The sequence below is a fragment of the Paraburkholderia sp. J10-1 genome (assembly GCF_905220165.1).
In the GTDB taxonomy this organism is placed as follows: domain Bacteria; phylum Pseudomonadota; class Gammaproteobacteria; order Burkholderiales; family Burkholderiaceae; genus Paraburkholderia.
The window spans coordinates 835,036-847,523 of the sequence record NZ_CAJMYW010000002.1; the positions used below are offsets into that span (position 1 = coordinate 835,036).

Here is a 12,488-nt window from a genome sequence, read left to right on the forward strand (position 1 = left end):
TTTTGCCTCCACTTCGGGATTTCCGCGCTCGCGCGACGCTACATCGGGTGCCCGAGGGGTCTCAGGCGGCGAGGAGCGACGGCGGGATTTGCGCGTACACCTCGAGCAGCGCCTTCACGGCGTTCTGCTCGTTGTTCAGAAGACGCGCCTTGGGCGCGCCGATGACGAGCGCAAACGCCTCGCCGTGAATCAGGAAGCCGCGCGCGAGGCCGGCTACGTCCTCCACGCTCTCGCCCGTCGAGCGGTGCCAGCCTTCCGTCACGCCCTGTTCGACATCGCGCTCGAACGCGGCGCGGTCAATCGCTGCTCCACTGGCCGAGTGCAACTGCGGCTCGACACTGTCGAGCAGTTTGCGGCGCGCTGCGGGCGCAAGCGCGCCGAGCAGCGCCTTGCCCGCAGCGCTCGCGATGGTCATGAAGCCGCCCGGCTCGTCGCTGTAGCGGATCTTCTGGCGTGACTCCATCACGTCGAGATAGACCACGCGGTTGCCCGCAAGCGTGGCGAGTGCGGCGGTTTCGCCGGTGGCGTCGCGCAACGCGGAAAGCAGCGGCTGGAACATCAGCGTGAGCGGGTCCTCACTGCAGATGTCGCGCGCCACGTGCAGCAGACGCTGCGTGGGGTAGTAGCCCGCCTTCACGCCCGGCGCGTACAGATAGCCTTTGGCCACCATCGTCTGCAACAGCGCGTGGCAGCTCGACAGCGGGATCTCGGTTCGACGCGCAATTTCGCTGTAGATCATCGGCTGCCGGACTTCGGCAAAGAGGTTGATCACGTCGAAGACGCGCACTGCAGTTTTCACATCCATGAGAGCATTATCGGCATACCGATAACCAGCTGACAATACGGTTACGGGTAAACACCTAAGTCGCCGCAATCACGGCCCGCTCGGGCGGCGGGAGGGCTGAGGGTTATCCCTTGGTTGACGCTAGCGAACGACCGTTTCATAGTCCGCACCTTCTGGCGCTTTGTTCGATAAATGAAAGGTAGTTCGAAAGGCGAACGTGATCGCAAGGCACTTTCGAATCGAAAAAGCCCGGGAAACGGCGCGTTTCGCTCTGGAAACCGCCGCTCGAAATCGAAATCTGGAGACGTCTCTTGGCAGCAACCTCCCTCGACACCCAGCATCGCCAGGCTCGCAAGGCGGGCATCGCATCGTTCGTCGGCACGACGATCGAGTGGTACGACTTTTACGCGTACAGCACCGCGGCCGCGCTCGTGCTCGGTAAGCTGTTTTTCCCATCGACGAATGCGCTGATCGGCACGCTGGCCGCGTTCGCCTCGTTTTGGGTTGGCTTTCTCGCGCGCCCGATTGGCGGCATCGTGTTCGGCCACCTCGGCGACAAGGTGGGCCGCAAGAAAACGCTGATCGTCACGCTCATGCTGATGGGCGGCTGCACCACGCTCATGGGCCTTTTGCCCACGTACAACCAGGTGGGCGTGCTCGCGCCGGTGCTGCTGATCCTGCTGCGTCTCACGCAGGGCATCGCCATGGGCGGCGAATGGGGCGGCGCGGTCGTGCTTTCCTCGGAACATGCGCCCAAGGGCAAGGAAATTTTCTATTCGGCGTTCGCGCAGCAGGGCTCGCCCGCGGGCAATCTGCTCGCCACGGTCGCGTTTCTCGTGATTTCCATGCTGCCTGATCACCAGTTCATGACCTGGGGCTGGCGCGTGCCGTTCCTGATGTCGGCGGCGCTCGTGGCCGTGGGGCTCTTTATCCGCATGAGCGTGGACGAGTCGCCCGCCATGAAGGAGTTGCAGGCAAAGAACAAGGTGGCGAAGCTGCCGATCGCCGAAGTGCTGCGTCATCACAAGGGCCTGGTGGCGATGGGCGTGGGCGCCTGCGTGATCGCGCTCTCGGCCACATACTTCAAGACGACGTTCGCACTTTCGTGGGCCGTGACCTCGATCGGTTTCGACCGCACGCAGTTCCTGAGCGTCATCACGTTCGCGATTGTCGTGCAGTTGATCGTGCAACCGTTCGGCGCGGTGCTCGCCACGAAGATGGACCTCAAGAAGGCCATCATCTACATGCTCGTGCCCGAGATCGTTGCGCTGCCCCTGATGTTCTCGATGATCGCCACCGGGTCGACGAAGCTCGCGATGATCGGCATGGCGCTCGCCTCGATTCCGCATTCGCTTTACTACGCGGCCATGGCGGGCATGCTGGCGAAGGCTTTCCCCGCGCAGGTGCGCTACACCGGCATTTCGCTCGCTTACCAGATTTGCGGCATGGTGTTCGCGGGCACGACGCCGATTCTCGGCCAGTACCTGTTGAGCGCCACGGGCAGCATTCTTTCGGTGGTGGCGCTGGGCGTGGTGCATGTGCTCATCACGCTGGTTTGCGCGCTGATGCTGGTGGCGCGCATGCAGGGCGAAGGCACGCTGGAGACGCAGAGCGCGGTGACGGCGCGGGTTTGATCTGCTGAATACCTGTGATGCGTGACAGACGGGGCGCGGGCGATTGGGTCCGCGCCCTGTTTGCGTTCAGCCTTAACCGCTCACCCCCGCGCCTTCTCCGCCTCCTGATACAACTCGCGCAGCGACTGCCCAAAGGTGGCGTCGACGTCGCGCAGCACGCCCGCGCGCGTGAACATCGCGACCGGCGGCAGCGTCCAGTCGAGCGTGTACGGCACGATGGCCACGCCCGCGAAGTGCACGAGTTCCTCGGCAATATCGGCGGGCACGATCGACACGGCGTTCTCGTTCGTGCTGATCATTTCGCCGATCAGCCGCGACGTGTAGCTCTCCACGATCGGCACGGGCGGCGCCACGCCCGCGTGCAGGAAGAGGTCGGAAATCTGCTCGCGAATGGGCGTGTGCGGCGCGCCCAGTATCCAGTCGAGTTCGACCAGCTTTTCCCAGTCCAGCTTGCCGCGCGCAAGCCGCGCCGCGAGTCGCCGGCTCGCGATGAGCCGCGGCTTTTGCTGATGCAGCACCTCGAAGCGCAACTGCGAGACATCGACGGCGGAAGACGCGCGGCCGATCACGATATCGAGCGTATGGTCGCGAAGCTGCGGCAAGAGCGCGTCGCTCGTGCCTTCGTGAATCGTCATGGTGACGCGTTGCGGCAGCCGTGACTGCGTAAGGCGAATGGCCGCGGCAAGCGTGCGCCCCGAGATGAACGGAATCACGCCCACGTGCACGCGCGTGGCGTGGCCGGCCACCACGGCTTCGATATCGCGCGCGAGGTGGTCGAGGTCGTGCAGCATGGCCTGGGCGCGCGCGAGCACCACGTTGCCGAGCGCCGTGGGTGTCATGCCGCGCGGCGTGCGGTCGAAGAGCGGCGCGCCGAACATGCTCTCCATTTCGGCCAGCGCGTTGGTGACGGCGGGCTGGCTCGTCGCCATGTGTTCCGCCACGCGCGTGAGCGAACCGTGCTGGCGGATCTGCAGGAGCAGGACCAGATGGCGCATTTTCAGGCGCGTATTCAACCGCCTCGTCACGTCGTCAATGCTGAAAGACACGATTCCCCAGGGTATTACGAAAAAATGATGGCCCCATACTAAATCAAAATGGACACGTTATGAGGGCTCTCTAGAATCGCCTCATTCGAACACGCCAGGCCGCGCCAGCCCCGATCCAGGCTGGCCAGCGCGAGCCGGGCCCCGTCCATAGCGAGTGAGGAACATGAACAAGACCGATCGTCAGGCCGCGCTGGAATACCACGAATTTCCCACCCCGGGCAAGATCTCGGTGACGGCCAGCAAGCCGCTCGTCACCCAGCGCGACCTCGCGCTCGCCTATACGCCGGGCGTGGCCGTGGCCTGCGAGGAGATCGTCGCCGATCCGCAGAACTCGTTCCGCTACACCGCTCGCGGCAATCTGGTGGGCGTGATCACGAACGGTACGGCCGTGCTGGGTCTCGGCAACATCGGCGCGCTGGCCTCCAAGCCGGTCATGGAAGGCAAGGCGGTGTTGTTCAAGAAGTTCGCCGGCATCGACGTGTTCGACATCGAAGTGACTGAAAGCGATCCGGACAAGCTCGTGGACATCATCGCGAGCCTCGAAGCCACGTTCGGCGGCATCAATCTGGAAGACATCAAGGCCCCCGACTGCTTCACGGTCGAGCGCAAACTGCGCGAGCGCATGAAGATTCCGGTCTTCCACGACGATCAGCACGGCACCGCCATTACCGTTTCGGCCGCGTTCATGAACGGCCTGAAAGTGATCGGCAAGGACATTACGAAGGTCAAGGTCGTGACCTCGGGCGCGGGCGCGGCGGCGCTGGCGTGTCTGGACCTCATGGTCGATCTGGGCCTGCCGCTCAAGAACATCTGGGTGACCGACATCGACGGCGTGGTCTACCAGGGCCGCACGACGCTGATGGACCCGGACAAGGAACGCTTCGCGCAGGACACCTCCGCGCGCTCGCTGTCCGAAGTGATCGAAGACGCGGACGTGTTCCTCGGCCTTTCCGCGGGCGGCGTGCTCAAGGCGGAGATGGTCAAGAAGATGGCCGACAAGCCGCTGATTCTCGCGCTGGCCAACCCCACGCCGGAAATCTTCCCCGAGGTCGCGCTCGAAGCGCGCCCGGACGCGGTGATCGCCACGGGCCGTTCGGACTTCCCGAACCAGGTCAACAACGTGCTGTGCTTCCCGTACATCTTCCGCGGCGCACTCGATGTGGGCGCTACGACCATTACGCGAAACATGGAAATCGCGGCTGTGCACGCGATCGCCAAGCTCGCGGAAGAAGAACTGAACGACTCGGTGGCTGCCGCGTACGGCGCCTACGATCTGCGCTTCGGCCCGAAGTACCTGATTCCGAAGCCGTTCGATTCGCGCCTGATCGTGCGTATCGCACCGGCCGTGGCGAAGGCCGCGATGGAAGACGGCGTGGCCACGCGTCCCATCGACGACTTTGGTGCGTACACGAACGAGCTGCAGCAGTTCGTGTACCACTCGGGCGCGTTCATGAAGCCGATTTTCGCGGCCGCGAAGCAGTTCGTGCGTGACGGCGGCAAGTCGCGCATCGTGTTCGCCGAAGGCGAGGAAGAGCGCGTGCTGCGCGCGGTGCAGGTGATCGTCGACGAGAAGCTCGCGCGTCCGATCCTGATTGGCCGCCCGGAAGTGCTGCTCGCCCGCATCGAGAAGTTCGGCCTGCGCCTGAAGCTCGGCGAAGACGTGGAAGTCACGAACCCCGAGTACGACGAGCGCTTCCACCAGTATTGGACGACGTATTGGGAACTGCGCTGCCGCGACGGCATTTCGAAGGAAATGGCGCGCGTGGAAATGCGCCGCCGTCTCACGCTGATCGGCGCGATGATGGTGCGCCTGGGCGACGCGGACGGCATGGTGTGCGGCACGGTGGGGGCGTATCACGACCACTTGCGCTTCGTCGACGAAGCGATCGGCATGCATCCGAACGCGAAAACGTACGCGGCGATGAACATCCTGCTGCTCGACAAGCGTACGGTCGCGATCGTCGACACGCACGTGAACGACAACCCGAACGCGGAGCAGATCGCCGAGTTCACGCTGGCGGCTGCGCGCCAGATGGAATGGCTGAATCTGCAGCCTAAGGTTGCGCTGCTCTCGCGTTCGAACTTCGGTTCGGGCAGCTCGGCTTCGGGCACGAAGATGCGTGAAGTGCTCAAGCTCGTGACCGAGAAGAATCCCGATCTGGAAATCGACGGGGAAATGCACGGCGACTGCGCACTGGACGAAGCACTGCGCTTGCGCATCCTGCCGCATTCGAAGCTCAAGGGCGCGGCGAACTTGCTCGTGTGCCCGAACGTGGACTCGGGCAACATCGCCTACAACCTGCTCAAGACGGGTGCGGGCAGCAACGTGGCGGTCGGCCCGTTCCTGCTGGGTGTGAATGCGCCGGTGAACGTGCTGACGTCGAGCTCGACGGTGCGACGCATCATCAACATGGCCGCGCTGACCGTGTTGCAGGCGAACCGCGACTGAGCGTAGACAGAGGACGCACGACCTGCGTCCTGATTAAAAAACGCGCGATGGCTTGAAGCCACCGCGCGTTTTTTCTTTGGCGGATCAGGCCGCGCTTTCGGCCAGCCGTTCGTCGATCAGGCGGCAGGCCGCGCTGTAGCCGCCCATCAAGGCGTCGATATCGGAGCTGAAGGGAAGGCCGGCGGCATTCTCGATTTTCAGGGGCGAGGGCAACGCGCACTTGTCGTTGGCCGCGATGCTCACCACGGCCGCGTAGCGAGGACGTTCGATTTCGGGTCGTTCGCGCGGGACTGTGCCGTTCGCTTCGACGCCAACGCGGATTGCGTAGCCGCGATATTCATAGGTGCGATTCATGACTGCATTGCCGTACAGATTACAGCGTGCAAGGGTACGGCATGCGAGCTTAAGTCAACCTTACGTAAGCGCTGAATGAGACGCCAGGGGGTAAGTCGAAAGGCGATGAAAGGCGCTGGTTAGTAAGGTGCGCAAAGGATTATCTTCCGATGAAAAAAGCGCATGCACAGGCGCCTTTCCTTAAGGTTCTCTTCAGCTTCGAGCAGGCACGATCTCAAAACTCCGCCCCGCATCGTACGTTGCCATGCGTGTGACATTCGCGAGGCGTAGTGTGGAACCAGCCAGACTGGATATCGTTGTCAGCGCAACTTTCTTGAGTGCAGCCCCCATGAAGCCGCCGACCGATCGCCTGCACGCGTACCTGTTCGTCGCTTCGCTTTCGGCGATCCTGATTCAGGTCGCCGTGTTCATCTCGATCCTGCTGCTGCACGTGCCCGAACGCGCCTTCGAGTCGTCGCCGTTTCGCGTGGCCGTGCTTGCGGTGACAGGCTGCGTGCTGCTCGCCGTGCGCCTTTTCGTGCGCGGGCAATCGCGGCGTGCCACGCGCGAAGCCGAGTCCCGCAACCGCAGCCAGGCGAAGCTACGTGCTACGCGCGCGGCGTGCGCTTCAAAGCGCGCGGCTCGCGCGCCGCTGCGCGCACGCCATCTCCGCAATGCCATGACCGCGGCTGCGGCCCGGTCGATCGCACGGTAACGCGCTTATCGCAGGCATTGCGCGCGAAGTTCAGCCATCCACGGGCGGGGCGGGCATCTCGAGGTTGAGCTGGTAAAAAGCGGCGTCGAGCCAGCGTCCGAACTTGAATCCCGCTTCCTTGATCGTGCCCGAGTGCGTGAATCCCAGCTTGGCGTGCAGCGCAATGCTGCCGGCATTGGTGGCGTCGATGCAGCCCACGAGCACGTGAATCTGTTCGCCACGGGCGCGGCGGATCAACTCCAGCAGCAGGCGTTCGCCGAGGCCGCGGCCGCGCTGGTCGCGGTGCACGTAGACGCTGTGCTCGACCGTGTACTTGTTGGCGGGAAACGCGCGGAATGTGCCCCAGCTCGCGAAGCCGAGCAGCGTGCCGGCTTCATCCACGGCGCCCACTACCGGAAAGCCGTTCGCGCGCTTGGTGCCGAACCATGTGGCCATAGCCTCGGGCGCGCGCGGCTTGTAGTCGTAGAGCGCGGTTGAGTTGACGATCGCGTCGTTGAGGATCTCGAGAATCGCCGACGCATGGTCCGCTTCGTTGCAATCGATGAAGCGCACGCCATCGCTCTGTGGGTTCGAATTCATAGGGAATCCTCTTTAAATGAAAAGGGTGGCAGATTCAGACGCATCAGGCGCATTCAGATACCGTTGACGTCGCAAATGGCAACGACATAGTGCGCGGCGTGCGAGCCTGGATTGCTGAAGATCAGCGGCTGATCGAGCCGCATGGCGAGGCAGTCGCCCGCATGCAGCGAATGCCGCTCATTGCCCAATTCCACGTCGATGCTGCCTTCCATCACCCAGACCTGCTGGTGAATCACATTCTCGCGGCCGCCCGTTTCATAGGCGACGCGCGCGCCGGCGGGGAAATCCACTTCGACCAGCTGGATCGGCGAAGGCCAGTTGGGCGGCGACACGCTCCGGCGCATATAGCCCGACTGCGGGTCGCGCCACTGCGCCTGCTGTTCGCGGCGCACCAGGGGCTCGGCGGGCGTGCTCTCGCCGCTTGCGCCGAAGAGGCTCGCCATCGAGACCGACAGCCCCGCCGCGAGCTTTTCGAGCACCACTGCCGTGGGGCTGGCGGCGCCGCGCTCGATCATCGAGATCATCGAGCGGCTTACGCCGCTGCGCGTGGCGAGCGCGTCCAGCGTCAGGCCGCGCGTGGCGCGCAAGTCGCGCACGCAGCGGGCGATACGCTCGTTGATTCCGGCGTCGGTCGGGCTGTCCATTGGGTTTGATTCCAAGATGATGGAGTCATTATCCAGTAAATTGGAAATTGCGGTCAATAAAAAAGCGCACGGCCCGGTATCGCGGCCGTGCGCCCGGCGCGTTAGCGCTTTTCCGGCAGGAACCAGTTCATCACGAGCGCGCAGATGCCGCCCGTGGCAACGCCCGACTCCAGCACGTTCTTGAGCGCATGCGGGAGGCTCGTCAGGATCTCCGGCACCTGCGAGACGCCAAGGCCCAGCGCGAGCGACACCGCGATGATGAGCAGGGCGCGGCGATCGAGGTGCGTGCCCGCGAGGATGTTGATGCCCGAAGCGGCCACCGCGCCGAACATCACCATGGCCGCGCCGCCCAGCACGGGCTCGGGCACGGCCTGCAGCACGCCCGCCACGCTCGGGAAGAGGCCCAGCACGACGAGCATGCCCGCGATCCACAGGCCCACGTGGCGGCTGGCGATGCCGGTGAGCTGGATCACGCCGTTGTTCTGCGCGAACACGGAGCTGGGGAACGTGTTGAAGAAACCGGCGATCAGCGAATTGAAGCCGTTCACGAGCACGCCGCCCTTGATGCGCTGCATCCACACCGGACCTTCCACCGGCTCTTTCGACACCTTGCTGGTGGCGGTGACGTCGCCGATCGCTTCAAGCGAGGTCACGAGGTAGATGATCAGCATGGGCACGAAGAGCGACCACGAGAAGCCGAGGCCGAAATGCAACGGGGTCGGAATCTGGAACAACGCGGCTTCGCGCGCGCCGGTGAAGTCGAGCCGACCCATTGCGCCCGCAACGATATAGCCGATGGCGAGGGCGATGACGAGCGCCGTGCTGCGCACCCAGACGATGGGCACGCGGTTGAGCACGATGATGGCGCCGAGCACGAGCCCCGAGAGCGTGAGGTTCTGGACGCTCGCGAAATTGCCCTTGGCGATGGCGCCATAGCCGCCACCCATGCTGATGAGGCCGACCTTGATGAGCGTGAGGCCGATCAGCAGCACGACGATGCCGGTGACGAGCGGCGTGATGAGCCGCTTGATGAAGGGCAGGATGCGCGACACCGCCATTTCGACAAACGAGCCGGCGATGACGACGCCGAATATCGCGGCCATTACCGTTTCGACCGGCGTGCCCTGTTTGACCATGAGGCTGCCGCCCGCGATGAGCGGGCCGACGAAGTTGAAGCTCGTGCCCTGGACGATGAGCAGGCCCGCGCCGAGCGGCCCGACGCGCTTGCATTGCAGGAACGTGGCGATGCCGGAAATGACCAGCGACATCGAGACGATCAGCGTAGTGTCGCGGCTGGAAACGCCCAGCGCCTGGCAGATCAGGAGGCCCGGCGTGACGATAGGCACGAGGATCGCGAGCAGATGCTGGAGCGCGGCCACGAAGGCGATGGTCGGCGCGGGGCGATCGTTCGGGCCGTAGACGAGGTCGTGGGTGGTTTCGTTTTCGTCGGCGCCGTGGGAGGCGGCGCGCGGGGTCGATGAGGCGGATTGCATCGGGAGCGGCGGGTGAGCGGAGAAAGCGCAGCATTTTAACGGAAGCGCAGGGGGAACCCTGGGCGCGCTCGCAGTCCCGATTAACCGGCTTTCTCCTGAATCAGGTGGGCGAGCCTTTACAATAGGCCAAGTCCTCATACGTCTGCCTAAAGAGCCAATGACACGAGATCCTCGCCTCACCCTGAACGCGCGCCAGCAGGAAATGCTCGAATGGGTGCAACGCGACGGCTTCGTCACGGTCGACGATCTCGCCTCGCATTTCGACGTCACGCCGCAGACCATTCGCCGCGACGTGAACTGGCTCGCCGACATGAATCTGCTGCGCCGCTATCACGGCGGCGCGAGCCTGCCCACGAGCGCGGAAAACGTCTCGTACAGCGCGCGGCAACACATGTTTCATGAGGAGAAGCGCCGTATCGCGGCGCTCGCGGCCCAGCACATTCCCGATCAGGCTTCGCTGTTCATCAACCTCGGCACCACGACCGAGGAAGTCGCGCGCGCGCTCAATCATCATCAGGGCCTGCGCGTCGTCACGAACAACCTGAACGTGGCGAGCGTGATGAGCGGCTATCCCGACTGCGAAGTCATGATCACCGGCGGCGTGGTGCGGCCTTGGGACAAAGGCATCGTCGGCGAGCACACCATCGACTTCATCCGCCAGTTCAAGGTGGATTACGCGATCATCGGCACCTCGGCCATCGAAACCGACGGCACGCTGCGCGACTTCGACACGCGCGAGGTGCGCGTGGCGCAGGCCATCATCGAGCATGCGCGTACGGTCTACCTCGTCGCCGATCATTCGAAGGTCGGCCGCCCCGCGCTCGTGCGCCAGGGGCATCTGAGCCAGGTTCACGCGCTCTTCACCGACCAGCCGCTGCCCGAGGAAATGAACGAGGCGGTGCTCGCGGCGGGCACGCAGGTTCACGTCGCAGCGTAAGCCGCGGGATTTGCGTACGCGCTTTATCTGAGGCGCGCGCAGTCCGCGTGTTTTCTTCCTTTCCGATCTGAAATCCGGCGCGTTGCCTCTCGGGAACGTGTTGGCACCCCGTTTTCATTCGCGCATGACGAACGTTCGAAACATGTTCGAACCATGTTCGTTTACGCGCGCCTTTCCATCCTTTCTCTGCTAAATCGAACCTTTACTTTTTCGTTCATGTTCGATAAATTTCGAATTCGAACATTCCGAGGTTCGTTTTTCTTTCAGGGACACAGCAGGGTGACTCAACAGAACCGGTACGATCTGCTCGTTGTGGGCGGCGGGATCAACGGCGCGGGTATCGCGCGCGACGCGGCCGGCCGCGGATTGTCGGTGCTCCTTTGCGAGCAGGACGACCTCGCCTCGCATACCTCGTCGTCCAGCACCAAGCTGATTCACGGCGGGCTGCGCTATCTCGAGTACAAGGAATTCGGGCTCGTGCGCAAGGCGCTGCAGGAGCGCGAAACGCTCTTGCGCGCGGCGCCCCACATCATGTGGCCGCTGCGTTTCGTCATGCCGCACATGCCGAACCTGCGCCCCGCATGGCTCATTCGCATGGGCTTGTTCCTCTACGATCATCTGGCGAAGCGCGAGCTGCTGCCGGGCTCGCGCGGCATCGACATGCGCCGCCATGCGGCGGGCGAGCCGCTCATCGATTCGATCCAGCGCGGTTTCGTCTATTCGGACGGCTGGGTCGACGACGCACGCCTCGTCGTGCTCAACGCACTCGACGCGCAAGAGCGCGGCGCGCAAATCCTCACGCGCACGAAGCTGGTTTCGGCCGTGCGCACGAATGTCTCGAACGGCGCGGACGGTGAATGGCAGGCGTTGCTGCGCCGCCCCGATGGCAGCACCTTCGACGTGCGTGCGCGCGCCATCGCCAACGCGGCCGGCCCGTGGGTGGGCGAGGTGCTGCACGGCGCGCTCGGGCGTGGCGCGCAGCACAGCGTGCGGCTCGTGAAGGGCAGCCATATCGTGACGAAGCGCCTGTTCGATCACGACCACGCGTACATCTTCCAGAACCCCGACAAGCGCATCATCTTCGCGATTCCGTACGAGCATGACTTCACGCTCATCGGCACGACCGACGTGGAGTATCACAACGACCCCGCGAAGGTGTCGATCGACGGCGACGAAACGCGCTATCTGTGCGAGTCGATCAACCGCTATTTCAAGCGCAAGATCTCGCCCGCCGACGTGCAATGGACCTACTCGGGCGTGCGTCCCCTGCTCGAGGAAGAAGGCGCGGAAAATGCGTCCGCCGTCACGCGCGACTACAAGCTCGAACTCGACGAAACCGCTGGCGCGCCGCTGCTTTCGGTGTTCGGCGGCAAGATCACGACCTTCCGCAAGCTCGCGGAAGAAGCTTCGGACATGCTGTGCCGCGCGCTCGGCCACGCCGCGCCTTCGTGGACGGCGGGCGCGCCGTTGCCCGGCGGCGATATCGCGAACGCGCGTTTCGAGCCCTTTGCGCAGGCATTCGCGAAGCGCCACGCGTGGCTGCCTGCCGCGCTTGCGCGCCGCTACGCGCGTGCGTACGGCACGCGCGCCGAGCGTCTTCTGGGCAACGCGAAATCGCTCGCAGACCTCGGCGCCGAAGTCGCGCCGGGCATCTACGAGGCCGAATTGCGCTATTTGCGCGCCGCCGAATGGGCCACGCGCGCCGAAGATGTGCTGTGGCGCCGCTCGAAGCTGGGCCTGCATGTCGAACCGGGCACGCTCAATGGCGTGACCGCCGCAATCGATCACTGGTTTGCCGCATCAAGCGCGACGGCGACCGCGCAGCACTGAAGTTCGCCGGCACCACGCAAGCGTTTTTACGTAATACCAGGCAC

At 64.1% G+C, this 12,488-nt stretch carries 11 protein-coding genes; 5 read left to right on the forward strand and 6 right to left on the reverse strand.

What is annotated here, in order from left to right; translation table 11 throughout:
- Positions 1-61 precede the first annotated feature (61 nt).
- Positions 62-805 carry an IclR family transcriptional regulator gene (locus U5A65_RS10595; RefSeq protein WP_321946238.1) on the reverse strand — a complete coding sequence of 248 codons (744 nt, stop codon included), beginning with the start codon at positions 803-805 and terminating at the stop codon, positions 62-64.
- Positions 806-1,095: 290 nt separating this feature from the next.
- Between U5A65_RS10595 and U5A65_RS10600 the strand changes: the two genes are divergently transcribed.
- Positions 1,096-2,418, forward strand: a complete 1,323-nt coding sequence (locus U5A65_RS10600) for an MFS transporter (protein ID WP_321909486.1) — start codon at positions 1,096-1,098, stop codon at positions 2,416-2,418.
- Between the two features lie 80 nt (positions 2,419-2,498).
- On the opposite strand, the gene U5A65_RS10605 is transcribed toward U5A65_RS10600, so the two are convergent.
- Positions 2,499-3,464: a LysR family transcriptional regulator gene (locus U5A65_RS10605; protein ID WP_069266119.1), complete on the reverse strand. Its 966-nt coding sequence runs from the start codon at positions 3,462-3,464 to the stop codon at positions 2,499-2,501.
- A gap of 163 nt (positions 3,465-3,627) precedes the next feature.
- On the opposite strand from U5A65_RS10605, the gene U5A65_RS10610 reads away from it, so the two are divergent.
- The gene (locus tag U5A65_RS10610) at positions 3,628-5,913 is read left to right on the forward strand and encodes an NADP-dependent malic enzyme (RefSeq protein WP_321933650.1); all 2,286 of its coding nucleotides are present in this window, start codon (positions 3,628-3,630) and stop codon (positions 5,911-5,913) included.
- Positions 5,914-5,997: 84 nt separating this feature from the next.
- Here U5A65_RS10610 and U5A65_RS10615 read toward each other — a convergent pair whose 3' ends face one another.
- Entirely contained in the window at positions 5,998-6,267 is a 270-nt protein-coding gene (locus U5A65_RS10615; protein ID WP_321909481.1) for a hypothetical protein, read from the reverse strand.
- A 328-nt stretch (positions 6,268-6,595) separates the two neighbouring features.
- On the opposite strand from U5A65_RS10615, the gene U5A65_RS10620 reads away from it, so the two are divergent.
- Positions 6,596-6,961 carry a hypothetical protein gene (locus tag U5A65_RS10620; protein WP_321909479.1) on the forward strand — a complete coding sequence of 122 codons (366 nt, stop codon included), beginning with the start codon at positions 6,596-6,598 and terminating at the stop codon, positions 6,959-6,961.
- 30 nt (positions 6,962-6,991) lie between these two features.
- On the opposite strand, the gene U5A65_RS10625 is transcribed toward U5A65_RS10620, so the two are convergent.
- The 3 genes from U5A65_RS10625 to U5A65_RS10635 form a co-directional block, all read right to left on the reverse strand.
- Positions 6,992-7,540: an N-acetyltransferase family protein gene (locus U5A65_RS10625; protein ID WP_321933648.1), complete on the reverse strand. Its 549-nt coding sequence runs from the start codon at positions 7,538-7,540 to the stop codon at positions 6,992-6,994.
- Between the two features lie 53 nt (positions 7,541-7,593).
- On the reverse strand, positions 7,594-8,184 hold the full coding sequence (locus U5A65_RS10630) for an XRE family transcriptional regulator (protein ID WP_321946239.1): 591 nt from the start codon (positions 8,182-8,184) through the stop codon (positions 7,594-7,596).
- A gap of 101 nt (positions 8,185-8,285) precedes the next feature.
- Positions 8,286-9,677 (reverse strand): nucleobase:cation symporter-2 family protein, encoded by a 1,392-nt coding sequence (locus U5A65_RS10635; protein WP_321946240.1) that lies wholly within the window; start codon positions 9,675-9,677, stop codon positions 8,286-8,288.
- A gap of 157 nt (positions 9,678-9,834) precedes the next feature.
- Between U5A65_RS10635 and U5A65_RS10640 the strand changes: the two genes are divergently transcribed.
- Positions 9,835-10,614, forward strand: coding sequence for a DeoR/GlpR family DNA-binding transcription regulator (locus U5A65_RS10640; RefSeq protein WP_158760371.1), 780 nt, complete (start codon positions 9,835-9,837; stop codon positions 10,612-10,614).
- Positions 10,615-10,893: 279 nt separating this feature from the next.
- On the forward strand, positions 10,894-12,444 hold the full coding sequence (gene glpD / locus U5A65_RS10645; protein WP_321946241.1) for a glycerol-3-phosphate dehydrogenase: 1,551 nt from the start codon (positions 10,894-10,896) through the stop codon (positions 12,442-12,444).
- Positions 12,445-12,488 lie beyond the last annotated feature (44 nt).

What these genes read in the sequence shown, in the direction of transcription:
- U5A65_RS10615 (WP_321909481.1), bottom strand. Translation starts at nt 6,267, where the DNA reads ATGAATCGCACCTATGAATATCGCGGCTACGCAATCCGCGTTGGCGTC.
- U5A65_RS10640 (WP_158760371.1), top strand. Translation starts at nt 9,835, where the DNA reads ATGACACGAGATCCTCGCCTCACCCTGAACGCGCGCCAGCAGGAAATG.
- U5A65_RS10595 (WP_321946238.1), bottom strand. Translation starts at nt 805, where the DNA reads ATGGATGTGAAAACTGCAGTGCGCGTCTTCGACGTGATCAACCTCTTT.
- U5A65_RS10620 (WP_321909479.1), top strand. Translation starts at nt 6,596, where the DNA reads ATGAAGCCGCCGACCGATCGCCTGCACGCGTACCTGTTCGTCGCTTCG.
- U5A65_RS10630 (WP_321946239.1), bottom strand. Translation starts at nt 8,184, where the DNA reads ATGGACAGCCCGACCGACGCCGGAATCAACGAGCGTATCGCCCGCTGC.
- U5A65_RS10610 (WP_321933650.1), top strand. Translation starts at nt 3,628, where the DNA reads ATGAACAAGACCGATCGTCAGGCCGCGCTGGAATACCACGAATTTCCC.
- U5A65_RS10625 (WP_321933648.1), bottom strand. Translation starts at nt 7,540, where the DNA reads ATGAATTCGAACCCACAGAGCGATGGCGTGCGCTTCATCGATTGCAAC.
- U5A65_RS10635 (WP_321946240.1), bottom strand. Translation starts at nt 9,677, where the DNA reads ATGCAATCCGCCTCATCGACCCCGCGCGCCGCCTCCCACGGCGCCGAC.